23 protein-coding genes are annotated in these 23,841 nt (G+C 66.9%); 5 read left to right on the top strand and 18 right to left on the bottom strand.

Translation table 11 applies throughout. The annotated features are described in order from the left end of the window. Positions 1-256 precede the first annotated feature (256 nt). Both HALKA_RS0102810 and HALKA_RS0102805 read right to left on the bottom strand, forming a co-directional pair. Positions 257-1,147, bottom strand: coding sequence for an ArsR/SmtB family transcription factor (locus HALKA_RS0102810; RefSeq protein WP_018256571.1), 891 nt, complete (start codon positions 1,145-1,147; stop codon positions 257-259). An 83-nt stretch (positions 1,148-1,230) separates the two neighbouring features. Next, entirely contained in the window at positions 1,231-1,719 is a 489-nt protein-coding gene (locus tag HALKA_RS0102805; RefSeq protein ID WP_018256570.1) for a metallophosphoesterase family protein, read from the bottom strand. Positions 1,720-1,822: 103 nt separating this feature from the next. Between HALKA_RS0102805 and HALKA_RS0102800 the strand changes: the two genes are divergently transcribed. The 3 genes from HALKA_RS0102800 to HALKA_RS0102790 all read left to right on the top strand — a co-directional run bounded on the left by HALKA_RS0102800 (position 1,823) and on the right by HALKA_RS0102790 (position 3,367). Beyond that, positions 1,823-2,128: a DUF7471 family protein gene (locus tag HALKA_RS0102800; protein WP_018256569.1), complete on the top strand. Its 306-nt coding sequence runs from the start codon at positions 1,823-1,825 to the stop codon at positions 2,126-2,128. A gap of 109 nt (positions 2,129-2,237) precedes the next feature. Then, the gene (locus tag HALKA_RS0102795) at positions 2,238-2,783 is read left to right on the top strand and encodes a nitrous oxide reductase accessory protein NosL (RefSeq protein WP_018256568.1); all 546 of its coding nucleotides are present in this window, start codon (positions 2,238-2,240) and stop codon (positions 2,781-2,783) included. A gap of 65 nt (positions 2,784-2,848) precedes the next feature. Next, positions 2,849-3,367, top strand: coding sequence for a winged helix-turn-helix transcriptional regulator (locus tag HALKA_RS0102790; protein ID WP_018256567.1), 519 nt, complete (start codon positions 2,849-2,851; stop codon positions 3,365-3,367). On the opposite strand, the gene HALKA_RS0102785 is transcribed toward HALKA_RS0102790, so the two are convergent. From HALKA_RS0102785 to mutS, 10 genes are all read right to left on the bottom strand, one after another. Further along, on the bottom strand, positions 3,364-4,182 hold the full coding sequence (locus HALKA_RS0102785) for a hypothetical protein (RefSeq protein ID WP_018256566.1): 819 nt from the start codon (positions 4,180-4,182) through the stop codon (positions 3,364-3,366). The two genes, HALKA_RS0102790 and HALKA_RS0102785, sit on opposite strands and share 4 nt — an antisense overlap. Next, the gene (locus HALKA_RS0102780) at positions 4,179-4,898 is read right to left on the bottom strand and encodes an ABC transporter ATP-binding protein (RefSeq protein WP_018256565.1); all 720 of its coding nucleotides are present in this window, start codon (positions 4,896-4,898) and stop codon (positions 4,179-4,181) included. The genes HALKA_RS0102785 and HALKA_RS0102780 overlap by 4 nt, the downstream gene beginning before the upstream one ends. Continuing rightward, positions 4,895-6,811, bottom strand: coding sequence for a NosD domain-containing protein (locus HALKA_RS0102775; protein ID WP_018256564.1), 1,917 nt, complete (start codon positions 6,809-6,811; stop codon positions 4,895-4,897). Before HALKA_RS0102775 ends, HALKA_RS0102780 begins: the two co-directional genes overlap by 4 nt. A gap of 121 nt (positions 6,812-6,932) precedes the next feature. Next, positions 6,933-7,259, bottom strand: a complete 327-nt coding sequence (locus HALKA_RS0102770; RefSeq protein WP_012807882.1) for a hypothetical protein — start codon at positions 7,257-7,259, stop codon at positions 6,933-6,935. A 160-nt stretch (positions 7,260-7,419) separates the two neighbouring features. Then, positions 7,420-8,472 (bottom strand): phosphate signaling complex PhoU family protein, encoded by a 1,053-nt coding sequence (locus tag HALKA_RS0102765; RefSeq protein ID WP_018256563.1) that lies wholly within the window; start codon positions 8,470-8,472, stop codon positions 7,420-7,422. Between the two features lies 1 nt (position 8,473). Then, entirely contained in the window at positions 8,474-9,379 is a 906-nt protein-coding gene (pstB, locus tag HALKA_RS0102760; protein ID WP_018256562.1) for a phosphate ABC transporter ATP-binding protein PstB, read from the bottom strand. Positions 9,380-9,384: 5 nt separating this feature from the next. Next, positions 9,385-11,007 carry a phosphate ABC transporter permease PstA gene (gene pstA / locus HALKA_RS0102755; RefSeq protein WP_018256561.1) on the bottom strand — a complete coding sequence of 541 codons (1,623 nt, stop codon included), beginning with the start codon at positions 11,005-11,007 and terminating at the stop codon, positions 9,385-9,387. Then, positions 11,007-12,059, bottom strand: a complete 1,053-nt coding sequence (pstC, locus tag HALKA_RS0102750; protein ID WP_018256560.1) for a phosphate ABC transporter permease subunit PstC — start codon at positions 12,057-12,059, stop codon at positions 11,007-11,009. Before pstC ends, pstA begins: the two co-directional genes overlap by 1 nt. Before the next feature lie 48 nt (positions 12,060-12,107). Beyond that, the gene (locus tag HALKA_RS0102745) at positions 12,108-13,229 is read right to left on the bottom strand and encodes a PstS family phosphate ABC transporter substrate-binding protein (RefSeq protein ID WP_018256559.1); all 1,122 of its coding nucleotides are present in this window, start codon (positions 13,227-13,229) and stop codon (positions 12,108-12,110) included. Between the two features lie 212 nt (positions 13,230-13,441). Continuing rightward, the gene (gene mutS, locus HALKA_RS0102740; protein WP_018256558.1) at positions 13,442-16,135 is read right to left on the bottom strand and encodes a DNA mismatch repair protein MutS; all 2,694 of its coding nucleotides are present in this window, start codon (positions 16,133-16,135) and stop codon (positions 13,442-13,444) included. 112 nt (positions 16,136-16,247) lie between these two features. Here mutS and HALKA_RS0102735 point away from each other — a divergent pair, with 112 nt between their 5' ends. Further along, on the top strand, positions 16,248-16,583 hold the full coding sequence (locus HALKA_RS0102735) for a thioredoxin family protein (RefSeq protein WP_018256557.1): 336 nt from the start codon (positions 16,248-16,250) through the stop codon (positions 16,581-16,583). 687 nt (positions 16,584-17,270) lie between these two features. Here HALKA_RS0102735 and HALKA_RS21780 read toward each other — a convergent pair. The 5 genes from HALKA_RS21780 to HALKA_RS21265 form a co-directional block, all read right to left on the bottom strand. Then, positions 17,271-17,540, bottom strand: a complete 270-nt coding sequence (locus HALKA_RS21780; protein ID WP_245545313.1) for a type II toxin-antitoxin system PemK/MazF family toxin — start codon at positions 17,538-17,540, stop codon at positions 17,271-17,273. Then, the gene (locus tag HALKA_RS0102730) at positions 17,537-18,574 is read right to left on the bottom strand and encodes a DUF8098 family protein (RefSeq protein ID WP_245545312.1); all 1,038 of its coding nucleotides are present in this window, start codon (positions 18,572-18,574) and stop codon (positions 17,537-17,539) included. Before HALKA_RS0102730 ends, HALKA_RS21780 begins: the two co-directional genes overlap by 4 nt. Before the next feature lie 384 nt (positions 18,575-18,958). Beyond that, entirely contained in the window at positions 18,959-19,621 is a 663-nt protein-coding gene (locus HALKA_RS0102725; protein ID WP_018256555.1) for a DsbA family oxidoreductase, read from the bottom strand. A gap of 58 nt (positions 19,622-19,679) precedes the next feature. Beyond that, positions 19,680-19,859: a DUF7331 family protein gene (locus HALKA_RS0102720; RefSeq protein ID WP_018256554.1), complete on the bottom strand. Its 180-nt coding sequence runs from the start codon at positions 19,857-19,859 to the stop codon at positions 19,680-19,682. A gap of 165 nt (positions 19,860-20,024) precedes the next feature. Further along, positions 20,025-20,174 carry a DUF7331 family protein gene (locus tag HALKA_RS21265; RefSeq protein ID WP_018256553.1) on the bottom strand — a complete coding sequence of 50 codons (150 nt, stop codon included), beginning with the start codon at positions 20,172-20,174 and terminating at the stop codon, positions 20,025-20,027. Positions 20,175-20,307: 133 nt separating this feature from the next. On the opposite strand from HALKA_RS21265, the gene thiD reads away from it, so the two are divergent. Beyond that, the gene (gene thiD / locus HALKA_RS0102710) at positions 20,308-21,621 is read left to right on the top strand and encodes a bifunctional hydroxymethylpyrimidine kinase/phosphomethylpyrimidine kinase (protein WP_018256552.1); all 1,314 of its coding nucleotides are present in this window, start codon (positions 20,308-20,310) and stop codon (positions 21,619-21,621) included. A gap of 4 nt (positions 21,622-21,625) precedes the next feature. On the opposite strand, the gene HALKA_RS0102705 is transcribed toward thiD, so the two are convergent. Then, entirely contained in the window at positions 21,626-23,773 is a 2,148-nt protein-coding gene (locus tag HALKA_RS0102705; protein ID WP_018256551.1) for a hypothetical protein, read from the bottom strand. Between the last annotated feature and the right edge of the window lie 68 nt (positions 23,774-23,841).

Below are 23,841 nucleotides of genomic sequence, written 5' to 3'. Positions count from 1 at the left end.
CGGGATCGGGGCGTCGTCGTTCGTGCGGTGAGTGAGACTCCATCGTATCTAGACGGAGGGGCCACACCGGCATAATAGTAATCAGAATGATATTTCTGTAACGGCGATTACTGAAGATCTCTACACTGACACGTGCCCACAGACGCCAGACGACGCGGAGACCGTCGCCGGGGGGAGACGCTCGTCGGCGCACGCGATAACTGTCAGGTCGAGAGATTGTGGTGGCGAGACGCGCCGTTCCGGACGTGGCCCGCAGTCAGCCGTCCCGCTCGACGGCGACCACGTCGAGTGTCCCGTCGACGACGAGGGTCAGCGTCGCGTCCCCGGCGGTGTACGTCATCGTCGCTCGCACGGGATCGCGCTCGCGGAACCGCGACTGCTCCCGTCCGACGGCGTTGAACGCCCAGAACGGCCGTTCGCGAACGTCGATCCCGTGCTCGTGGAAGAAGCCGCCGACGACGGGATGGTTCAACAGCGCGCCGCCCAGATCCGACGTGATCTCGGAGCCACAGCGCCCGCAGTCGTAGCGGGCCATCGGCAGCTCCGCGAACGTCGTCGGGAGGTCGTCGCGAGCGGCACGCGTCTCAGCGGCCGGCACCACGGTCGCCGTGATCGGTCCCTCGCAGTGCCAGCAAAAGCCCTCGCCGACGTGTGCGAGGATCGTCCGGAAGTAGCGGCTCGCGACGGCGGGTATCTCTGAGCGCTCGTGGTCGGCGAACACGCCCGGCGGGACGCCGGAGGTCGAGGTGCTCGGACAGTCCGCACACTCGATGCGGACGGTCTCGTCCTCGTAGTACAGCGTCCGCTCGCCGCCACAGGCTCGACAGGGCTCTGCGAGCGGGATCGGCTCGATCGATCCCTCCATCGTGTAGGCACCCACCTGGATCGCGCCGACGATCTGCTCGCCGGCCAGCGTCAGCGTGTAGCCGTCGTCGGTCTGTCTGACGAACCGGTCTCTGAGCTTGTCGAGGTGGTAGTTGAACTGTCCGGAGTCGGCCATCCCCACCTCCTCGCGCAGGTCCGAGAACGTCGCGGATCGGCCGTCCGCGTCCCACAGCGCGAGCAGAATGTCGACGCGTGTCCCATCGGAGAGCGCACCGAACACCGTTTCCGGGTCGGCGGTCTCGACGAGTCCGGGCTCGCTCATGTCGGGGAGATTGGGGGGCACCGCCATAGGCGTGGTGGGACCAGTAGACCGACACCGCCACGCGAGCGCCGTTCGAGAGCGTGTCAGAGTTCGTGTCGGCGGACGGTGAGGTCGCCGTCCGCCGCGGTGGCGGTCAGCATCGTCGCGCTGGTGGCCGGCGACGCCGCCGTCGCGGAGCCCGGATTCAGCAGGCGAACGCCCCCGCGAGTCGTGTCCAGCACCTCGTGTGTGTGGCCCGAGATCCCCACGGCGTCGGTCCCGCCGTGTTCGCGGACGAGGCGGGCGACGCGGTCCTCGTACCCGCGTTTCGAGCCGGTGCCGTGCGTGACGACGAACGAGACGCCACCGAGTTCGACCGTCGCCACCTCCGGCAGCCCGACGGCCGGGTCAGTGTTGCCACGGACGGCCGTCAGCGTGTCCGCGAGGTCCCGTACGTCGGCGACCGTGCTCTCGGCGTCGAAGTCTCCCGCGTGGACGACGTGGTCTGCCGCGCGGATTCGCTCGCGGAACGGGTCGGGAATCCGACTGGCGCGGGACGGAACGTGTGTGTCGCTGACGATTGCGATCTCCATACGCGGGCTTGGCTGCGAGCGGCCGAAAAGCCAGTGGTCGCCGGCCCGACGCCCGACCGCGGTCGAAAACGATACACCGACGACGTGCGAACGACCACGAGAGATGGTCTCCGCCGTCGGTCCGTGGCTCGACACCGGCGAGGCAGCGGTGCTGTTTACCGCCCTCGCACTGGCGACGCTGGGGACGATCGCGCTCTTTCTGGTGGCGTGTGCGGCCGCCTGGCGGCGTCGAACGACGACGTACCTGCTGGTGACGGCCGCGATCGGACTGCTGGTGTTGCGGTCGATCGTCGGCTTCGGAACGGCGCTGGGCGCGGTGGCGATGCCGGCCCACCACATCGTCGAACACAGCTTCGACTTCCTCATCGCGCTGTTCGTACTGGGGGCCGCCTACGCCGTGGGCGAGTGACACTCGTTGGCTGTCTCGGGTCGCGGTCGCGTCCACAGTCGTCGTAGCGGCCGAGCGTTTCGAGGGACGCACCACGAGCGACTTGGTGGACAGGCGCGTACGGTGACGTATGGACGCGACCCTATCACGGCGCGAGCTGCTCGGCGCGACGGCGCTGGGACTGCTCGCCGGCTGCCAGAGCCAGACGCCGCCCGAACCAGTGACACTTGACGGGACGGAGAGTTGCGACCAGTGTGGCATGGTGATCGGACAGCAGTCGGGGCCGGTCGGCGAGACGTACTACGAGGACAACAGCCCGGCGGGCCACGATCCACCGGCTCGGTTCTGTAGCACGGTCTGTACCTACCGCCACCGCTTCCAGACCGAACAGCGAGGGTGGACGCCCACCGTCACGTATCTGACTGACTACGGCAGCGTCGACAGCGAGGTCCGCGAGACGGACGGAACCGCCGTCGTCACCCAGCACCTCGACGCGTCGGCCTTCGCGCCGACGAGCGATTTGACCGTCGTCGTCGGGGCCGACGTGGAAGGCGCGATGGGGCCGGCGCTGGTCCCGTTCGGCGAGGCCGACGACGCCACCGCGTTCGCCGAGGAACGCGGCGGCCAGACGGTCGCCGCGACGGACCTCTCCAGGGAGGCGGTCGAACGGGAGTGATCCCACGAACTGAGAACCGGCGACAGGCAGTTTATGCGTCGAGACGTACGACGGGACGACACCGAATGTCGACAGTCAGAGAGCAGGTGCGCGAGTCCGTCTCCGCGAACCCCGGGATCCACTTCAACGAACTGACCCGCCGCCTCGACATCGCGACGGGGCAGGCCCAGTATCACCTCCGGAAACTCGTCCGAGCCGGCGACATCGACACCGAGGAGATCCGGGGTCGAACGCACTACTTCGACCGGGAGCACGACCCCTGGGAACGGCGCGCGATCGCGCTGGTCCGCCGGGAGACGACGCGATCGATCGTCCGACACCTGCTGGAAGACGGCCCGCTGGCATCGGTCGAACTGGTCGACCGCCTCGACGTGGCCCGCAGCACCGTCTCCTGGCACGTCGAGTCGCTGATCGAGGCCGGCGTCGCCGAGAAGTCCTACGGCCAGCGCGGCCGGGCGGTCGTCGCTCTGACGCGGCCGGCCGAGACCCGACGGCTGTTACAGACCGTCGAGCCCTCCCTGGCCGACCGGCTGGTCGATCGGTTCAGCCGACTCGTCGACGACAGCCTCGGTCGGGACAGTTAGCGAAATCCCGCCCACAGCGCCGCCAGCGAGAGGCCACTGGCCCACCAGAACAGCGACGCGACGAGGGCGATCCCGGTCGGGACGAATCCGGAACGGCCCTCGAAGGCCACCGAGAGGACGTGTTCGAACACCAGCCCGCGGTACGCGCCGGAGGGCGTCAGGGCGAGGGCGGTCCCGAGCGCGGACTCGTCGAGGAGACCGCCCCCGAGGGCGGTGAGGACGGTCACGTCGGTGCCGGCGACGGCGAGGAGGAGTCCGAACAGGCCGAGCAAGATCGCCCGGCGGCGGGAGTTCGCGACCGCCGACAGCGCGAGCGCGACGGCGAGTGTGACCAGCCCCAGCAGCGCCGTCAGCGCGACGAAGCGGACGTACAGCGACACCGAGTCGACGCCCCGGTGGCTCGCGAGCACCGTCGTCTCCGGACCCGCGGTCGTCGCGACGTGGGCTCCGAGGGCCAACAGCGGGACGACGACTACCGCGAGCAGTGCGACCGCTCGACCCGCGTACACGCCCGCGACGTAGGTCCACGGCGAGAGCGGGTAGGTTTCCAGCACCGCCGGCTCGCCGCGGGCCGTCGCGTCGGCGAGGGCGCGATAGCCGATCGCGAAGGCGGCGGCCGGAACGAGCAGTTCGACGACGACCAGCACGTCGACGACCGTCGGCACGTACCCGCCCGAGGGGCCGCCGCCAGCGCGGGCGACGCCGAACGCGAGCGCGGCGATGACGGCCCCGAGGACGAACACGACCCGCGTCCGAACCAGTCCCCGGACCTCGCGGCCGAAGACGGTCCAAAAGCGATCGAGCCGGCGGATCACGACTCGCCACCCCCGCCGACCGCGGCCGTCGGCTCCGACAGCAGATCGGTAAACGTCTCGTGGAGCGGGCCGCCGGTCCGTTCACACAGCGCGGCCGGCGACCCCCTCGCCGCGACGCCACCGGCTTCGACGACGACGACGTGGTCCGCCGTCCGCTCGACCAGCGAGAGCGCGTGCGAGGTGAGCAACACGGTCCGCCCGTCCGCCGCCAGCGAGTCGACCACTCCGAAGATCCGGTCGCTCACGGCCGGGTCGAGTCCGCTCGCGGGTTCGTCGAGCGCGAGGATCGGCGGATCGCCAGCGAGTGCCTGTGCGATCCCGAGCAGTCGCGTCATGCCGCCAGAGAGCGCCGAGACGCGCCGATCCGGAACGGTGTCGAGCCCGACGCGTTCGAGCAGCCGGTCCGGGTCGTCCTCGACCAGCGCGGCGTAGAACGCGATCGTCTCCCTGACCGTGTCGTCGGGCCGGAACGTCGGGCGCTGCGGGAGATAGCCCACCTGTCGGCGGGCGTCGGACTCGCCGTAGTCGACGGTGCCCGCGTCGGACCGTTCGATCCCCAGCAACACCTCCAGCAGCGTCGTCTTCCCGGAGCCGTTCGGGCCGATCAGCGCCGTCACGCTGTCGGTGGCCACGTCGATTGACACGCCGTCGAGAGCTGTCACGTCACCGTAGCTGCGACGGAGGTCCGTCGCCGTGAGCGCAACGTCGTCGGTCACGGCGAGACACCCCCGCCGGTCGTCTCGTTGGTCGCCGTCGCCAGGAGTCTCGGGTTGGCCGGCTCGGTCAGGGGTGCCGTGTCGACGATACTGGCCGACCTGAATCCGGGCGTCGTCCCCCGGAGAGAGCGAAGCGCGCGGACGCTGGGTGCCTCGTCCAGCACCACCGCGGCGTCGCTCCGGTGGAGCCGTCGATCGACCGAGTCCGTCGCCGAGTAGGTGCGCGACAGCGTCGGGCCGCCCCCGTCGAGGTCGTACGCACCGCTCCAGTAGTTGCCACGACCGTCGTGCGTGTAGCTGCGCATGGGGCCGGGCCTGCTCGTGGCGTGGCGGTCGTTGGCCACGAAGTCGTTCTCGACGACCCGGTTCGACGGGACGATCGTCGCCGCTATCACGCCGACCGCGTTGTCCACGAGGACGTTGTGCTCGTACAGCGACCGACCGGCGTTCGTCGAGAGCCCCCGCTCGGTGCCGACGACGACGTTGTGACCGACGTAGCTCCTCGAACCCGCGGTGAGGATGCCGCTTCTGGCACGGCGAACGTCGTTGCCGACGATCGCGTTGCCCGAGGGGTCCGTCATGACGACGATCCCCGCGTGGCTCTGGTCGCGTGCCCGGTTGTCGGCGATCAGTGCGTCGGAGGTGTACATCAGATGCGTACCGAAGCGGTTGCGTCGGAACGTGTTGTTCCGGAGCACGGTCCCGTCGGCCCGGTGTAAGTAGACGCCGTCGCGCCCGTCGGTAAACGTCGAGTGCTGGACGACGATCGGCTCGTCCATTCCGACGACGCCCATGAATCCGTCGCGCCAGTCGTCGGTCCCGTCGACGGTGACGTTCTCGACGACCGCGCCGGGCGTCCCCACGAGGACGAACCCGCTGGCCGGCGTCTCGACGGAGACGTTCGCGACGAAGAGCCCGGAGACGTTCGTCGCCGCGACGGCGGCGTCGCTCTGCCCGTATCCCTGGCGGACCGGTGCGTCCCACGACGAGTCGTCGTTCGTCGGTTCGCCGACGGTCGCGTTCCCGACGCCGACGATCTCGAAGCCGACGACGCCGGCCCGATCGGCGGTCACCCGGAGGACCGTCCCGTCGCCGCCGCCGTCGAGTCGGGTGCCCTCGCCCCGCAGCGTCACCGGCTTGTCGACGGTGACGTTGCCGACGGTGGTCGCCGTCGGGACCCTGATCGTCGTGTTCGGCGGCGCGCGGTCGATCGCGGCCCGTAGCGTCGCCACGTCGCGGCCGACGACGACCGAGACCGGACGATCGCGGCGCTCGCGGGCGGCCGCGACCTGCTCGTCGGCTCGCGACGCTCGCTGCTCGACCTGTGCTCGGACCCCCGCGGCGGGGTCGTCGGTCGTCGGCTCCCGAGCGCGGACCGTCTGCCAGTCGACGACTCGGCCGCCACAGTCCTCGGTGAACGACTCGGCGTCCGCGCGGTCCTCGAAGGGGACGATCACCGGCCCGGCGGGGCTGCGTGCGTCGCTGTCGACGACGTAGTGGGCGGTCCCGGCCGGCGTCCACTCCGGGGTGGCCGACGCCGAGAGCGAGCCGCCGGCCGAGCAGTCCACCGAGACGCCGCCGTAGTCGGAGACGTACACCGCGAGGGGGAAGCCGAACTGACTGGCGCGGGCGGGCGCGTCCAGCGCACTCACCAGCCGGTCGATGCCGGGGTAGCCGACCACGTACCGGAACTGCGAGTAGAAGACCTCCGCACGGGGGACAGAGGCCCCCTCCGCACGCGCGATCTGTTCGGCTTCCATCGTGAGGCCGACGCCGACCGTCTCGTCGTACGCGACCGGCTCGGGGCGGGCACTGCCGGCGTCGGCGGTAAACGCAGCGGTCACGACGACGGCGGCGACCGCGACGAGGGCGATCGCGAGCCACTGCCAGCCAGTCGTCTCGGAAGTACCCATGAACTGGTCGCCGATACGATCCCCAACCCCAAACGTCGTGTGGTGTGCCCGTCGAAACGAGTGGGAGCCACGAGACCGACCAGTGGCGGCAGGGCGACGGTGTGGCGGGCCAGATCGTCGTTTACTCGCCGAGACGGGGACCCGGCTTCCAGGTGTTGCCTTCGAGCACGACCAGGTCGTACCGCTCCAGGACCTGCATCGTCTCGACGACGGCCGCGGCGTCGTAGTCGGCGGCCATCTCGCCGGGCAGTTCGTCGGCGATGGCGCTCCGGGTGCCACCGCCCATGCGCTGGACCGTCTCCAGCAGCGTTTCGAGGTCGCTGGCAAGCGGGGCGAGCGCGTCCGGGCGACTCTCCTCGGATTTCAGCTTCGACACGACCTCTTCGTACCGGCCGGTGATCTCCATCGACACGGATACGTCCTCGTCAGTCGACTCGTCCTCTGACATACCCGAAGCGACGGGTAGATAGATCAAAAGTGTTTCCACACGCCGCCATATCGAAACAGGCCGGAGCTATTCGGTTTCACCAGCCCACATTCGTCGGCCACTCGGCGGAATCGAGGGGCAGAGTGAGTGGCCGACGACAGTGGCGTCTGGCAGAGCCGAGTCAGCTGCCCGCGTCAGAGGCCGCGTCGACGGCGCTGCCCTCGCGCTGAGAGCGGACGGGATCCCGGTGGTCCCCGCGGCGGACTGCGCCGCGGAGTCCCGCTTCGGCGATGTTGCCGCCGTGCTCGGCCGTCCGACGGAGGCTATCGAGGACGCGGACGAGTCTGTAGTCGCCGTCCGCACCGTCGACCAGTCGCCGCTCGATCGCGGCCGCTCGCTCTCTCACGCCGTCGCGACGGTCGAGCACGTCCCGGGCCGCCCCGGCAGCCCTCCGATCGACGACGACGCCGACGCCGTCCTCGACGACCGTTCTGGCCCGCTGGGCGAGGTCGGTGAGCGCGTCGACGGATTCGGCGGGTGGCGCGTCGAGGGCCGCCGCCGTGGTCGCGATCCGCTCTGCGTGGTCCGCGACGCGCTCCAGTTCGCAGGCGGTCCGCCGGCAGTCGAGCAGTTCGGGCCGCCGCTGGCCCAGGGCGTCGACCTCGTCGAGGCGGGCGAGCGCGCGTCCGAAGTGGCGCTCGACCATCGCGGCCAGCCGATCGGCCTGGTCGTCCCGGTCGGCGATGTCCGGGCCGCCGTCGCCGGCCAGGGCCGCCGTCGCGTCGCGGTGCATCGAGAGGGCGACGAAAGCGAGCTGGCGGACGGACTGGGGAATCGACACCTCGGCGGCGTCGACGAGGCTCTGGACCGTGATCTGAGTCGCCGTGCGCTCGTCGATCGTCACCCCGGTCATCGTGCGAGTCACCGACTGGATCCGGCGGGACTGGGCCTCGGTGAACTCGCCGGCAGCCTCGAATCTGACCGTCGACGCGCCAGCGGCGTAGGCCGCCCGAAGCGTCTGTTCGAGGTGGACCGGGCGCTGGTCCTCGACGGCCACTTCGACGCGACCGGCCCCGTCGTCGGTCTCGCGGGCCTCGACGACGAGCACGCCGTCGACGTGCGTGTGGAGGTCGACGACGGAGCCGGCTTCGAGCGACTGTGCCCGTGCCCACGACTTGGGGAGCGAGACGGTGTAGGTCCCGCCGCCGACCGTCTGGATCTTGCGGGAGTCCATGTTACCCGAACTTGCCGGTGATGTAGTCTTCGACGCGCTGGTGCTCGGGATTCTCGAAGATCGTGCCCGTGTCGTCGTACTCGACGAGTTCCCCGCCGGTGAGGAAGACCGCCGTCCGGTCGGAGATACGGGCGGCCTGTTGCATGTTGTGGGTGACGATGACGACCGTGAACTCCTCGGCCAGCTCCTCGATGAGGTCCTCGATCTTCGAGGTCGCGATCGGGTCCAGTGCCGAGGCGGGCTCGTCCATGAGTATCACGTCGGGGTCGACCGCGATCGCTCGTGCGATACAGAGACGCTGCTGTTGCCCGCCGGAGAGGTCCAGGGCCGACTTGTCGAGCTGGTCTTTGACCTCGTCCCAGAGGGCGGCTCGCCTGAGCGACTCCTCGACTTGCTGATCGAGATCGACCTCGCCGTCCCGGCCCTGTACTCGCAGGCCGTAGGCGACGTTGTCGTAGATGCTCTTGGGGAAGGGGTTGGGGTGCTGGAACACCATGCCGATCCGGCGACGCAGTGCAACCGGGTCGATATCTTGCTCGTACACGTCCTGGCCGTCGAAGCGGAGTTCGCCCTCGACACGGGCGCTGTCGACGAGGTCGTTCATCCGGTTGATGCACCGGAGGAACGTCGACTTCCCACAGCCCGACGGTCCGATCATCGCGGTGACCTGTCTGGCGGGAATCGCCATGCTCACGTCGTCGATAGCCTGCAGGTCATCGTAGTACACGTCGAGGTTCCGGGATTCGATGACCGTCTTGCCCGAACTCGCTGAACGACTGTCCGAGCCCTCGACGGAGATATCGTGGTCGACCAGTGGGTCCCCCGAGGGATCGAGCGTGTTCGAAGCGGTGTCGGTCGTCGTTGCGCCGTCGATGCCGTCGTCGGTAGCGATTTCGTTGTTGCTCATAGGTATCAGGTGTCTCGCTCGTATCGATTCCGGACGATGACGGCCGTCGCGTTCATCACCAGCATCAGAGCCAGCAACACGATGGCGGCCGCCGGCACCACGCCGTGTCTGAACTCTGGCAACGCGCTGGACCTCGCAGCGTAAATCTGGAGCGGCAGCGCGGTCGCCGACGAGAACAGCCCCTCAGGCGGCGTGTACGTCGTCGTCGCCACCGCGATCATGACGAGTGGCGCGGTCTCGCCGATCGCACGAGCCAGCGCCAGAATCGTCCCGGTGAGTATGCTCGGAACCGCTTCGGGAAACACCACGTTGCGAAGCGTCTGCCAGCGGCTTGCCCCCATGCCGTACGAGGCCTCCCGGAGCGAGTCGGGAACGGCCCGGATCGCCTCCTGTGCCGAGACGACCACGATCGGGAGAATGAGGAGCCCGAGTGTCCCCGCAGCGGAGACGACGATCCCGGTTCCGAACCCAAGCGTCCGCCGGAACAGGGCGAGCCCCAACAGGCCGTAGACGACTGACGGAACGCCCGCGAGGTTCGAGATGTTCACTTCGAGCAGCGTCGCGAACCGACTGCCCCAGCCCGATTTCGGGGCGTACTCTTCGAGGTAGACGGCCGCACTGATTCCGATCGGAAAGGCGAGGATCGCCATGAACCCGACGACGACGATCGACCCGACGAGCTGGGGATAGACGCCGGCCTCACTCGCAACCCGCCCGTGCCACGACTCCAAGAGCAGCGTCGGCGTCAGATAGCTCTCCAGACCCTTGATGGCGAGCTGTCGTTCGAGCGTGGCACCCGCGAGCACGCCGCCGATGAGCACGAACGGTCCGAGGACGCCGATTCGACCCTCCGAGTTCGTGCCGACCGTCGAGCCGACGACGTACCCCACCGGGACCACGAACGTCGAAAAGAGCACGACCCAGAACGACGGATCGGTACCGACACCGAGTAGCCCGCCAGCGACCAGGAGCGCACTCAGAAGGACGGCCGCTGTGGCCATTACACCATGCCGGGGCGACCAGCGACGCGCCACGACGAAACCGATGATGCCGGCGACCGGAAGCGTCGTGATTCCGAAATACGCGATCCACCGGGCCGCGATACCGACGACCGGGCGAACGAGGCCGTAGAGCAGCGCAGCGACACCGAGGCCGAGCACGGCCGCCACCGGTATCGCGGGGCCGGTGTACGTCCGCTCGTCCGTCGTGCGACCGTACACACCGACCAGCAGCGGCGGGATGGCTCCGAACAGCAGGTAGATGAGCACGTCGTACGGACTCACGGAGTCCGCGACGACGTAAGTGACGAGGCTGACAGCCAGCCCGCCGAACACGACGGCGAAGGCCTTCGCGTTCACGGCTCGAACGGCCGGGTCCCGTCTCGCGTACCACGTGAACGCGGCGGTCGGGGCCACAAGCGTCCCGAAGTACAGGAGATACCACTGGGCCGAGGCCGTCAGGGGCTGAAACGTGTCGAACGCGATGTACCCGAACAGGATCAGTAACGACACGATGCCGACGAGCGTCGCGCCCAGCAGCGCCGCCTCGAAGAGCTGGCCTTTGAGCTCTCGAAGCCGTGTGCCGCTCGCTTGACGCAGTTGGTCGACGCTCTCGTCTTCGGTCGCCATTATTCGTACGCCTCCCTGAAGCGGCGGCGGACGAGTTCAGCCAGTACGTTCATCGTGAGTGTGATCGCGAACAGTGTCATGCCGAGCGCGAACATCGCTTCGAACGTGGGCCCCGTTCCGAGGGAGTCTGCGCCCGCGATCTGTACCATCGCCGCGGTTATCGTCTGACTCGACTCGGCGAGGTTCTTGAGGACGTTCGGGAAGTAGGGCATCTGCGGGCTCATCCCCATCGCCATCGTCACCGCCATCGTCTCCCCGATCGCCCGCGACAGCGCGAGGACGTACGAGGCGACGATGCCCGAGGTCGCTGACGGGACGACGACCTTCGTCGAGACGTCGAACTTCGTCGAGCCGAGCCCGTAGGCCGCTTCGCGGAGGCTGTCGGGAACCGCGCTGAGCGCGTCCTCGCTGATCGAGGAGACCATCGGGATGATCATGATCCCGACGACGATGCTCGCGGACAGCGCGTTGAACGTCCGCAGCGACGGGACGACCAACGTGAACTCCGGGAGTGCGAGGACGAACCCCGAAATCGCCGGAAGCCAGTCGGGAATGGCGAGAATCTGGATTCTCGACGGGATTACCGTGGCGTCGATGGGAAGAAAGCCGTCGATCAGCGGCGTCACGTACACGAGCGCCATGTATCCGTAGATGACCGTGGGCACGCCGGCGAGCACCTCGAGTGCCGGTTTCAGAATCGACCGCACGCGCTCGCTCGCGTACTCGCTCAGGTAGATCGCGGCCGCCAGCCCGACGGGCAACGCGATGAGCGCCGAGCAGACGGTGACGAGCAGCGTCCCGCTCACGAGCGGCAGCACGCCGTATTCACCGGCGATCTTCGGACTCCAGTTCGTGCCCGTAAAGAAGGCGATCGGTGAGATCTCCCTCCAGAACGTGAGTGCGTTCACGGAGAGCGCCAGGACGATACCCACGGTCACGAGGATCGTGAGAACGGCACTCCCCGCGATCAGCCATGCGTACAGGCGCTCCTTGCGGGCGACGAACTGGTTTCGCTGGAGTGAGTCAGAGACAGACTGTGATTCGTTGCTCATAATACTGAAATTGGAGTAGACGTTGGGCGCTCTCTTCGACCGATCAGGTCACCTGCTGAACTCGTAGTCGCCAGCGATGCCCGCTTCGAGGTTCGCGAGGTTGTCCTCGACCATCTGGTCGCTGGAGGGGACGTAGCCGATGTCGCTGGCGATGTAGTCCTCGTCGGCCTCGTTGACGTAGAAGCAGATGAACTCCTGGAGGTGAGTCTTCTCCTGAAGCTTGTTCATGTTGGCGTAGAAGAATAGCGGCCGGGCGAGCGGGTAGTTCCCGCTCTGTGCGCCTTCGAGACTCGGTTCGACCGGGTCGTTCCCGCCCTCGACGAGGCTGAGCGCCTTGACCGAGTCCGGGTTGTTCGTGTAGTACGCGAAGGGGAGGTACCCGAACGCGTACTCGTTGCCGGAGACGCCCTGTGCGATCAGGTTGTCCTCCTCGGTCCCCTCGAAGTCGCTGCGGATCGGCTGGTCCGACTCGGTCTCGCCGATGACCGCCTCGATGAAGTAGTCGTAGGTTCCCGACGTGCTCGCCGGACCGTACAGGTCGAACGGCTCGTCCGGCCAGTCCGAATTGACGTCACTCCACATCTCGGGAGCGGTGTCCGGCGACCAGATCTCTCCCAGGTCCTCCAGAGTGATCTCGTCGAGCCAGTCAGCGTCGTTGTTGACGACCACGGTGAGCGCGTCCTGCGCGACGAAGAACTCGACCGGCTCGATGCCGTTGTCGCGGCAGCGCTGGAGCTCTTCGTCTTTGATCGGGCGGCTCGCGTTGTTGACGTCGCTGTCGCCCGGAATGAAGACGTTCTCGAAGCCCCCGCCGCTGCCGTCCGGAGTGATGTTGAACCCGACGCCGTCGCCGTACTCCTCGTTCCACAGTCGAGAGACCTCCTCGGCCACGGGGTACACCGTGCTGCTCCCCGAGATTCGGACGTCCCCCGAGAGCGACGCCCGGTCGACGGTCGAGTCGTCGCCGCTACCACCGTCGCCGCCGTCGCCACCGTCGCCACCGTCACCGCCGTCGCCGCCATCGCCACCGTCACCGCCGTCGCTCCCGGCGTCACCCTGTTCACTTCCGCTGGTGCAGCCTGCGAGTCCCGCAGCACCGACCGCACCAGAGGTCAGTATGAATTTCCGCCGTGATACCAGATCAGACAGTCGCGCTGACTCGCGTGTCATCACCAGAAACCGGACGGAGGATTACTAAACTCGTTTATAATAGGGGTACTTGGTGGTACGTTCGTTTCGGTGCGGTACGTACCGATACGATCTCGATAGAGTCCTATATATCGATGGGTACCATCGGGTGGTCGTCTCCGGATGCTGGCGGTACGAACGGGAGACAGACCGCCGAGACGACGGCGTTTTGCGGACGGTTACGGCCAACAGAATCAGTCCGCGATGTCGTCCTGTAGCCGGGCGAGGGCGTTCATCGCCTCGATGGGCGTCATCGTCGCCACGTCCAGCTGTGCCAGCCGCTTGCGGAGCGGGTCGGCGTCAGCTCCGCTCTCGTCACCGGTCGCTGGCTCGACGGCGTGGCCGTCGGTCGACGCCGACGGCGGCTCGCTCGCCCGGGCCGACACCTGGGCCGCCGCGCCGTTTTCGGCGTCCGAGGACTCGCTTCGCTCGTCCTCGCCTGCCAACACCGTCCGCGAACGCTCGACCACCGAATCGGGTACGCCGGCCAGGGCCGCGACCTCGATCCCGTAGGACGCCGCGGCCGCGCCGGGGGCGACGCTGTGCTCGAAGACGACGCCGTCGCCGTCGTGGCGCGTCTCGAAGTGGCGGTTGCGGACGCCGGGCAGTTCGTCGGCGACGGCCGTCAGCTCGTGGTGGTGGGTCGCAAAGAGCGTGTACGCCCCGATTTCGTCGTGGACGTGTTCGGTGACGGCGCGGGCGATGGCGAGCCCGTCGGCCGTCGAGGTCCCCCGGCCGACCTCGTCCAGCAGGATCAGCGAGTCGCTGGTCGCACCCTGGAGGATGTCGGCGAGTTCGGTCATCTCGATCATGAACGTCGAGCGCCCGCCAGCGATGTCGTCGCTCGCACCGACGCGGGTGAACACGCGGTCGACGATCGGCAGACTCGCCTCGCGAGCGGGGACGAAACTCCCGGACTGTGCCAGCACGCAGATGAGCGCGATCTGGCGCATGTACGTCGATTTCCCGCTCATGTTGGGGCCGGTGAGGATCGTGAAAAACGAGTCCGGAGTGAGGCGGGCGTCGTTGGGAACGAACGACGCCTCGGCGCGCTCGACGACGGGGTGGCGGCCGGCGGTCACGTCGATGGCGTCCCCGCCGACGCTGGGTCGGCAGTAGTCGTGTGCCGCCGCCACCTCGCCGAAGGCCACGAGCGCGTCGAGCGTCGCCAGGCGGTCGGCCAGCGCCTGCACGCGCTCGGCCTCGGCCGCGATCGCCGACCGGACCTCACAGAACAGGTCGTATTCGAGGTCGTCGGCGGCCGTCTCTGCCCGGACGATCTCCTCTTCGCGCTCCTTGAGTTCGGGCGTGACGAAGCGCTCGGAGTTTTTCAGCGTCTGGCGGCGCTCGTAGTCGTCGGGGACGCTGTCGAGGTTCGGGTCGGTCACCTCGATGTAGTAGCCGTGGACGGAGTTGTGCCCGACCTTCAGCGAGTCGATCCCGGTGCGTTCGCGCTCGTTGATCTCCAGGTCGTCGATCCACCGCTTGCCCGACCGCTCGGTCTCGCGCAGCGCGTCGAGGTCGTCGTCGTACCCCTCGCGGATCACGTCGCCCTCGGTGACTTCCTGGGGCGGGTCCGGACAGATGGCCGCCTCGATCTCCTCGCGCACGTCCGCCAGCGGATCGAGCCCCTCGTGGAGGTCCGCGAGCAGGGCGCTGTCGGCGTCGGCCAGCTGCTCGCGCACGTCGGGGACGACCGCGAGCGTGGCCGCGAGCGAGCGCAGGTCCCGCGCGTTGGCTCGCCCGCGCGAGACGCGAGAGATCAGCCGTTCGAGGTCGTACACGTCCGCGAGCAGGGCGTGGAGTCGCTCGCGGCGCTGGAGCGCTTCGACGAGTTCGGCGACCGCCTCGTGGCGGCGTTCGATTCGGTCGGCGTCGAGCAGCGGCCGGCGCAGCCAGTCGCCGAGCCGTCGCCGGCCGAGCGCGCAGGCGGTCTCGTCGACGGTGTCGACCAGCGTCCGCCCCTCGTGGCCCCGCACCGCCCGGCGCTCGAACAGTTCGAGGCTGTCGAGCGCGACGGCGTCCAGCAGCATGTACTCACGGGGGTCGTAACGCGTGAGGTGCGTGAGATACGTCAGTTGCCCGCCGTCGTCGTCTGCGATCTCGTCGCTCGTGCCCGCGCCGCCCCCGCGGGTGTACTCGGCGTACGCAAGCAGCGCGCCGCAGGCTCGCACCTCCAGGTCGTCGGCCAGCAGCGCGTCCGGCTCGCCGAAGTACGTCCGCACTCGGTCGGCGGCGTCCTCGAAGGCGAACACCGACTCGTCGTACGGCGTCACCATCGCTGCCGCCTCGAAGATCCGATCCTCGTCCACGTCGACGCCGGGGCCGACGATCGCCTCCGCGGGTGCGAACCGACCCACCTCGTCGGCGACGGCGTCGACGGCGTCGGCGCTGGTCGCGTAGAAGTCGCCCGTCGACACGTCCAGCAGCGCCAGCCCGTAGCGGCGGCCGTCGGCGGTCAGCGCGGCGACGTAGTTGTTGTCCGGCGAGTCGAGCAGCTCGTCTTCGGTCAGGGTCCCCGGCGTGATGATCCGCGTCACCGCCCGGTCGACGACGCCGCTGACCGCGTCGGGGTCCTCGACCTGGTCCGCGATGGCGACGCGGTAGCCGGCGTCGAGCAGCGTCTCGACGTAGCTCTCGGCGTTGTCGATGGGGACGCCGGCCATCGCGTACTGCCCGGTGGAGTCCTCGCGCTTGGTCAGCGTGATCTCACAGAGCCGGGCGACCCGCTCGGCGGCACCGCAGAAGGCCTCGTAGAAGTCCCCGACCTGAAACAGGACCAGCGAGTCGTCGTAGGCCCGACAGAGCTCGTAGTACTGGCGCATCATCGGCGTCAGCTCGTCGGCCCGCTCGGCCATCTTCTCGGGAGGTCCCAGCGCCGCGTCCATACCCGAGAGGGAAGCCCCGCCCGCCCAAATATACTGCGGGTCGGCGCGGTGTCTCGGCCGCCGAGGCGAACGACGGGGACAACCGTATGCGTCTGGGCGACCAAAGAGAGGTATGGCCACGGAGACACAGCCCCGTCCACACCTGCTCGACTCGAAGCCGGAGCTCGACGACCTGATCGCCAGCGAGGAGCGGCTGCTCGTGGAGTTTCACACGAAGGGCTGTTCGCTGTGCGAGGCGATGGCTCCGGTACTCGACGCGGTCGCGAAGGGGACCGACGCGACGGTCGCGACGATGAATCCCCGCGACGACGCCGTTCTCGTCGACGAGTACGACGTGCGGTCGGTGCCGAAGCTGTTGCTGTTCGTCGACGGCGAACTCGTCGAGACGCTCGAAGACGGGTTCGTCCCGGTCGACGACGTGCGCGCGTTCGTCACCGAAGCCGAGTGATACTGCCGGCTGTCACTGTTTCATACGGACGGTTGTAGGCGTTTACCCAGTCGACCGCACGACGGCGTGCGGTCGATCTGGTAAAGACCTACAACTTTCCGTATCAGAGCGCGTCGTAAAACCGCTTGCAAACCCATTCTTTCAGTCGAAAGTGGGCGAATGGTCCGGCAAGTGGGTTTGCTCATTGACCACCGGATTTCCTACCAGGTTTGATGATATTCGGTTCGGCCAGCAAGATACACAGCGCGCATTCAACATGCCGTAACGAGTGGGCGTAAACAGAGAACTGTGAAGTATATTAGCGGTGACTCGGTGGGGAGAGGGTTGATGGAGGATCCGATCAACTCCGATCTCCACACGTATACGAAGACACCGAAGACTTCTACTATCTCTTCAACGCTGAACTGATAGGTACGACCGATAGACGGCCAATACCGAGAGTATAACAGTTTGTGCTTGAAGCCGCACTACCGTGGGAATATCTATCGGCCGGTATCTAAGTCTAGCAGTGGAACAGTGTTCCGAGTTTGTTTTGGATGTCTTCCATGTGTTTCGGTGGGATTTTGCCTAATCTCCACGAATTGCTATCGTCATCATTTGCCTTTACTCGCTCTGCGAATGATACGGACGGTTGTAGGCGTTTACCCAGTCGACCGCACGATGGCGTGCGGTCGATCTGGTAAAGACCTACAACTTTCCGTATGACACGGTCGTGATGAGATTCAGAATTACTACTGAATCTTCATCTAATCCATTGACGGTACCTGGCAACTGCACCTCTCGAGCCCAACTCTGCCTGTCTCTTGAAGAGACCGGTGCCACAACCACACCCCTATCCTCATCGCTCGTGTGTTGCACGACTACAGCAGGATGGGGGTCCTCGAATTCTCCCGGAGGGGATTCTTCGCTGTCGATGAAATTGACGTGAATGAGGTCTCCATATTCGGGAAAACTCATTCTTGCGTAACTTCTCTTTCTGCCCTCTTGATAGCTTCTACACCCGTCCGGGAAACCGCATTCAGAAGAGACTCGTCTATGGATTGTTCCCCAGTCTCGCTATTTCCCTGAGGCTCCGACGGTTCTCGATCAGGGTCAAGGTCGAAGTTCCCTCGCCGATCTCGAATTGAGTCAAGCTCATCAACCCAAGATCCGCCTCGGTACGTTTTTACGGTAGCCTCTACGCTGGGCCGAAGGGAGTCAACGTTATCGCCACGCATCGTCTTCAATGAGACCTCCTGTGCAACGAAGTCCCAAATCGTGCTGTAGAATTTCCGAACTGCATTGCTGATGAATGCATCTTGCCCCGAAGATAGTTCTTCCATAGCGTCTGCCTCAGCGATAACGCTGGTGAGGACCTTTTGGTACTCTCTCAGCGGCTCGGTAGTATGCTCTAATTCTTCGTGCTTTGCCACCTCATTGATAACGGGAGTGAACCGCTTCTCTAGTTCGTAGTAGTAGTGTGTGGAGTCCTCGTGCCAACTCCCGTCATCCTTGATTTTGTCGAGAGTCTGCTGAAGACGCGCACTGGCAATATACAGGTCAGTATATCGCGCCGCATATCGGTCCCTTGGGGCGTATTTGGCGTAAAAAACCTCCAGATACTCCTTAGTGTTCTCAGCTGTCACAATCTTATCGAACTCCTCGCCGAGTTCTGAGATGAAATAGTAGGCAAACTCCTCGGTTGAGAGAGAGTCTCTTGTCGGTAGCCGAGACTCCTCAAGATGCGAGATCTCGCTCCCCGGTGCTGGCATCAGAGTTGTATTATGGTCGGAAGTAACGTCCTCTGGAGCGGGGCCGTATTTATACCAGCCAAAGCTCAGGCCAAGGTCTCGATCTTCGTTGACGATGTACTGAAGCTTGTTTAGACGAATCTTATCGAGCCTGATGTCCTCCTCCGCAAAGCGCCCTCGTTCCTTGCCTAGGAAAAGAGCGTATTGGATTCCCTCTTTAATATCAGCAAGGAGGGATTCCTCGTCGCCGCTAGTGAGCATACCATAGATACGGATCTGAGAGTACTTTATATCTTGCATGTTCTCTCTTTTTGGGAATATGTGAAAATAGCAATTAGAGGGGCTAATAGAGCTATTCTAGGTTAGTGGACACACGTAACCCTTCTTTTCTGTGTCGTTCACTACGCCCCGTTTCATCTATTAGTGGATGCAGACCACTCACGTTCATCGTTCCTGCTTTCCGAACTGATGTCGTGCTGGCTATACCCTCTGTATTGAACAGTGGCCACTCCGCGAGACGCAACGACAACCGCCCGTATGAGACCCGTTCCATCACAGCCGTTATTCGCGGCTCGGGGGTCGAGAAATCCGAGATAGACGGACAACCGGCAGTATGACGAGCGGGGAGCGGAGAGCCGACCGCGATCAGGTTCCGTCGACGAGCCGTTCGAGCTGTTCCGGGGGGACCGCCCCGCGGGCGGCGTAGCCGTCGTAGACGAAGGTCGGGACGCCGGTGATCCCCTCGCGCTGGGCCTCTGTAAAGCGCGTCGTGACCGCCTCGCGGAGCGTCTCGTCGTCGAGTGCGGCGCGGACCTCGTCGCCGTCCAGACCCGCGCGTTCGGCGAGGTCGGCCAGCACGTCCGGATCGCCGATGTCGCGTTCCTCCTGCCACAGCGCCGTGAAGATGCTCGTGTCGAAGTCGAGCCACGTCTCGTAGTCGGCCGTCGTCTTGACGTGGTAGGAGGCGATCTGGGCCGACAGCGAGTCCACCTCGCTGGCCAGATCGAGGCTCATCTCCACGTCGTACTCCGCTTGCAGGCGGCGGACGCTCTCCTTTGCCTGTTCGTAGTAGTCGTCGTCTTTGCCGTCGTCGACGGAGTGGTCGATCGAGCCGTCGGGATTGCGTTTGTTGTGACGCAGATCGAACGGTCGCCAGTCGATGCGCAACCGCTCGTCCCGATCCGCCTGGAACTGTCTGAGCGACTCGCGACCGAGATAACAGAACGGACAGACGTAGTCGGAGTAGACCGCGATCTCGTCGGTCGTCGTCGGCGACTCCGGCCGGTCGGCGGCGTCGGTGTCGGTCATCCTACCCGCGCTTTGCAGTCCGGACGGAAGAGCGTTGGCCGGTCGTGTGTCTTCGGTATCAAGCCGAGGAGGTGTCCCCGCCCACCTCGACGGCGTAGTCCGACTGGATCCAGGCCGCCGAGTTGGTCCGATCGTAGACGATAGTGTCGCCGTCGTCGGTCGTGAACGCGCCGAACTGTTCGTCGGCGCTGGGTTCGTCGTCGGTCGTCGCGTCGGAACTGGTGTCTGATTCGGTCATCGATTGGAATGCGGTACCGATTCACAATGGAATGATGGACATAAGCCTTTCCCGAATACAATAGGGAGTGATAATACCATACTAGGACTCGCTGCTGTCGGAGAGATCGCTACGACGATCCGGACAAGAAAAGCCGCGCACGCCGTGGACGCGTGCGATCGACGGCTACTGCCCACTCAGATCCAGTGCGAAGTCCGACTGGATCCAGGCGTCCGGATTCTCGCGGTCGTAGACCACGAAGTTCCCGTCGCCCGTCATGAACGTCCCGTACTTGTCGCTCTGTTCCCCACCTGTTCGATCGACTGTGCGTGTCATCGTCCCATGCCACCCGGCGACCCGGGTTGACAGACGTACACGACCACATATCATAAATATTATTAATTTCGCGGCGATTCGCAGCGAGACCAGGATCACCATCCATTAGGGCCGGGTCGCCCTGTCCTCACACATGACACGAGAGGCCGCGCCCGTCACGCCCCCGGTCGTCCTGTCGATCGCCGGCAGCGACAGCGGCGGCGGTGCGGGGATTCAGGCCGACACGAAGACGATCGAAGCGGGCGGCGCGTTCGCGACGACGGCGATCACCGGCGTCACCGCACAGAACACGCGGGGCGTCCGGGACGTGACCACGCTCGACCCGGCGACGGTGAGCGAGCAGATCGACGCCGTCGTCGAGGACTTCGACGTAGCGGCGGTCAAGACGGGGATGCTGTCGACGAGCGCGATCGTCGAGACGGTCACCGAGTACGCCGAGACGCTGCCGGGACTGGTCGTCGACCCCGTCATGGTCGCCGCCAGCGGGGACCGACTGCTCGACCCGGCGGCGGAAGCCGCCTACGAGGAGCTGATCGCGGCGTCGGCGCTCGTGACGCCGAACGCCGACGAAGCCGAGGTGTTGACCGACATCGAAGTGACCGACGCCGAGGCGGCGCGGCGCGCGGGCGAGGCGCTCGTGGCGATGGGTGCCGACGCGGCCCTGGTCAAGGGCGGACACGTCCCCGGCGACGCCGTCGTCGACACGCTCGTCACCGGCGAGACCGTCCACACCTACCGACACGACCGGATCGACACGGCGGCGACCCACGGCTCGGGCTGTACCCTCTCCAGCGCCGTCGCGACGCGGCTGGCACACGGCGACGACACGGAGACCGCCGTCGGCGAGGGGATCGCCCTGCTCGCCCGCGCGGTCCGGTACAACGTCGACGTGGGCGAGGGAGCGGGTGCCGTCCACCACACCGTCGAGAGCCGCAACGAGGCCGCGCGCAACGAGACCGTCGAGGCCGTCGAGGCCGTCGTCGCCGGACTGGGCGACGCGAACGCGACCGCGCTGGTCCCACACGGCATCGCCAACGTCGCGGGGGCGACGCCCTACGCCGAATCCCCGGCAGAGGTGGCAGCCGTCGAGGGCGGTATCGGGCTGACCCGAGACGGGATCCGCGCCAATCGCGGCGTCCGTTTCGGCGTCTCGACGCCGCTCGCAGCGACGATCCTCGCCTGCCGGGAGCACGATCCAGCGGTCAGGTTCGCGCTGTCGTGTACGGCCACGTCACCGCTGGTCGACGCGCTGGGGACGCTCGACGGGGAGACCGCGACCGTCGAGAACGACGAGACCGAGGCCCGCGTACAGGCGGCGTTCGCGGACTGTGAGACGACGCCCGCGGCGATCGTCGACCGCCACGGCGACCGGCTCGTCGTCATCGCGCCGGAGGCGACCCAGCTCCTCGAACGCGTCCAGACCCTCGTCGCCAGCGTCGAGGCGTGAGCGCCTACCCCAGTCGACGGCGGAGAGCGACCCACAGCACGGACAGGGCCGCGACGAGGGCGACGACACCGGGTCCCGCCCCGTCACCGCGGCTGGTCGCCGTCGCCGTCGGGGTCGCCGTGGCCGTCATCGTCCGGACGCGGTTCGGTCGGACCATCACTTCGACGGAGGGGACGGTGCCGGCACCGAGCGACACCGTGCCCGGACGGGGGAGAGAGATCTCCCGCTCGATGGAGGTCCTGTTGTAGGCCGGCATCGTCACGTGCCGTCGACCGACCTCCTCGGAGTCGCGGGTGAACACGACGGTCGCCTCGCCCGGTCGCGGCTCCCCGTTGTACAGCGTCGCGGTCAGGACGACGGTGTCGCCCTGCTGGGCGGTCGTGGGCTCGACGTCGAGGCTGACGACGTTGGTCCGTACCGGCCGCTGGACGGTGACGTTGATCCGCTCGCCGTCGACGACGACGTGGTAGGTGCCCGGCGTCGGGAACCGGTGGGACAGCGGAGCAGTCGTCGATTCCCCGGCCTCGATCCGTCCGCTGGTCTCGTCGACGACCGTCCCGTTGACGCGCATCGAGACGTTGTACACGCCCGCAGTGCCCCCGGCGTTGCTGACGAGGGTGTCGACGGTCAGGCGCTCGCCGGTCACCAGCTGGATCGTGTCGTCCGCGACCGTCTCGTTTCGGTAGGGGCCAGTGATCCGGTAGCCGCCGGCGTCGCCGGCCGGCGGCAGCTCGTATCCGACCCGTGCCGGGAGCTGGCCGAAGACGGCGGCGTGGGTCGTCCGGTTCCACGTCTCGACCGACGCCGTGGTCTCGGTGTAGGTCTGGCCCTCGTCCAGCACGGACGTTCCCCCGGTCGTCGCCAGCAGTTCGAGGAAGTCGAGCTGTGACACCGGCCGCTGCTGGCCGTTCATCTCGCGGAACACGTCCTGGAGAGTCCGCTCGCGGTCGGTCGCGACGCGCAGGCGACGGTCCAGTTCGCCGGCCACGAGCGAGCCCCTGTCGTAGTCGGGCGCGCCCTCCCAGGTCGAGACGTTCGAGAGGACGACGCCGTCGTAGACCGGATGTGTCCCGCGGGCCAGTCGATCGCGGAACGCCGCGAACGCCACGGACTCCTGTTCGAGCGAGAGCAACGCCGCGTAGTACGACGCCGACGCCTCCGTGAACCAGCCCGTCTGACTCGTGGGCGTGAACGCCTGCCGGGTGTGGACGTACTCGTGGAGCCAGGCGTTGTCCGGCTGGTCGAGCGTCTCGGCGTCCCGGACCCAGGCGTCGGTGTCGCCGGTCTGGACGCCCCGGACGCCCCACTCGACGGAACCCGTGGGCGCGGCGATCAGGAACACCGTCTCGTCGCGGTCCCCGACGCGCAACGCGTCGGAGCTGTCGGCCAGCGCGTCGAGGATCGCCGACGGTGGCTCCGACAGCGTCGCGGCGGCCGGGACGACCAGCTGGAACCGCTGGCCGTGGGCGGTCCGCTCGTGCAGTTCGTGCTCGCCGAGGTAGACGAGCCACTCTCCGGCCGCGCCGGGACCGGCCGTCGACGAGCCGCGGTCGAACACGATCGGCGTCCCGCCAGTCGCCTCCCAGTAGGTCGGCGTCGGCGGGCGTTCGAACAGCGCCCACTCGCCCGTGCCCGCGTACAGCGCGCGGCCGTCGCTCGCCTGTGGCCCCGTCCGGTCGATGGTCTCGTTGATCCGGTAGTCGTAGGTCAGCGTCGGCTGCTGTGTCGTGGCACGCCAGCGAAAGTGGGTCTCGTTGTCGCGGGCGAACCCCTGCCGGGAGACGAAAGTGGCTCCGTCGGGAAGCGCGGCCCGCATGGAGACGACGCGTGCAGGGACGCTGTAGGTCAGCCGGACCCGAACCGTGCCGGGACGCTCGGGCAAGCGATGGAACCGCTGGGTGACCCCGAGCGTCTCGTCGTCCTGTTGGCCGGTGTCGCTGCCGGCGGTGTCGCCCACGCTGAGACCGAACTGGCCGACGCCGGCAGACAGCTGCTGGGGCCGCGAGCCCGATCGGTCCGCCGACGCCGGCACGTCGGCGTCGACAGTCGTCTCGGCGGCGGACGAGTCGGCGACGGTGATCGCGGGGGCGATGCTCCCCGAGAGCACCACCACGACCAGCACCGCGACGGCACCACGCGTCACCTCGCCCATTTACCACTTGTTGCACACCACCCGACAAATAGCTGACCCGTGGGAACACGGACCAATCGGCGACCCAC

It is taken from the genome of Halomicrobium katesii DSM 19301, from assembly GCF_000379085.1.
Lineage (GTDB): Archaea > Halobacteriota > Halobacteria > Halobacteriales > Haloarculaceae > Halomicrobium > Halomicrobium katesii.
This window is presented reverse-complemented; position numbering and strand designations above follow the sequence as displayed.

Excerpts from the sequence above, each read along its gene's own strand:
- HALKA_RS0102810 (WP_018256571.1), bottom strand. The coding sequence starts at position 1,147 with ATGAGCGAGCCCGGACTCGTCGAGACCGCCGACCCGGAAACGGTGTTC.
- HALKA_RS0102805 (WP_018256570.1), bottom strand. The coding sequence starts at position 1,719 with ATGGAGATCGCAATCGTCAGCGACACACACGTTCCGTCCCGCGCCAGT.
- HALKA_RS0102800 (WP_018256569.1), top strand. The coding sequence starts at position 1,823 with ATGGTCTCCGCCGTCGGTCCGTGGCTCGACACCGGCGAGGCAGCGGTG.
- HALKA_RS0102795 (WP_018256568.1), top strand. The coding sequence starts at position 2,238 with ATGGACGCGACCCTATCACGGCGCGAGCTGCTCGGCGCGACGGCGCTG.
- HALKA_RS0102790 (WP_018256567.1), top strand. The coding sequence starts at position 2,849 with ATGTCGACAGTCAGAGAGCAGGTGCGCGAGTCCGTCTCCGCGAACCCC.
- HALKA_RS0102775 (WP_018256564.1), bottom strand. The coding sequence starts at position 6,811 with ATGGGTACTTCCGAGACGACTGGCTGGCAGTGGCTCGCGATCGCCCTC.
- HALKA_RS0102770 (WP_012807882.1), bottom strand. The coding sequence starts at position 7,259 with ATGTCAGAGGACGAGTCGACTGACGAGGACGTATCCGTGTCGATGGAG.
- HALKA_RS0102765 (WP_018256563.1), bottom strand. The coding sequence starts at position 8,472 with ATGGACTCCCGCAAGATCCAGACGGTCGGCGGCGGGACCTACACCGTC.
- pstB (WP_018256562.1), bottom strand. The coding sequence starts at position 9,379 with ATGAGCAACAACGAAATCGCTACCGACGACGGCATCGACGGCGCAACG.
- pstA (WP_018256561.1), bottom strand. The coding sequence starts at position 11,007 with ATGGCGACCGAAGACGAGAGCGTCGACCAACTGCGTCAAGCGAGCGGC.
- pstC (WP_018256560.1), bottom strand. The coding sequence starts at position 12,059 with ATGAGCAACGAATCACAGTCTGTCTCTGACTCACTCCAGCGAAACCAG.
- HALKA_RS0102745 (WP_018256559.1), bottom strand. The coding sequence starts at position 13,229 with ATGACACGCGAGTCAGCGCGACTGTCTGATCTGGTATCACGGCGGAAA.
- mutS (WP_018256558.1), bottom strand. The coding sequence starts at position 16,135 with ATGGACGCGGCGCTGGGACCTCCCGAGAAGATGGCCGAGCGGGCCGAC.
- HALKA_RS0102735 (WP_018256557.1), top strand. The coding sequence starts at position 16,248 with ATGGCCACGGAGACACAGCCCCGTCCACACCTGCTCGACTCGAAGCCG.
- HALKA_RS21780 (WP_245545313.1), bottom strand. The coding sequence starts at position 17,540 with ATGAGTTTTCCCGAATATGGAGACCTCATTCACGTCAATTTCATCGAC.
- HALKA_RS0102730 (WP_245545312.1), bottom strand. The coding sequence starts at position 18,574 with ATGCTCACTAGCGGCGACGAGGAATCCCTCCTTGCTGATATTAAAGAG.
- HALKA_RS0102725 (WP_018256555.1), bottom strand. The coding sequence starts at position 19,621 with ATGACCGACACCGACGCCGCCGACCGGCCGGAGTCGCCGACGACGACC.
- HALKA_RS0102720 (WP_018256554.1), bottom strand. The coding sequence starts at position 19,859 with ATGACCGAATCAGACACCAGTTCCGACGCGACGACCGACGACGAACCC.
- HALKA_RS21265 (WP_018256553.1), bottom strand. The coding sequence starts at position 20,174 with ATGACACGCACAGTCGATCGAACAGGTGGGGAACAGAGCGACAAGTAC.
- thiD (WP_018256552.1), top strand. The coding sequence starts at position 20,308 with ATGACACGAGAGGCCGCGCCCGTCACGCCCCCGGTCGTCCTGTCGATC.
- HALKA_RS0102705 (WP_018256551.1), bottom strand. The coding sequence starts at position 23,773 with ATGGGCGAGGTGACGCGTGGTGCCGTCGCGGTGCTGGTCGTGGTGGTG.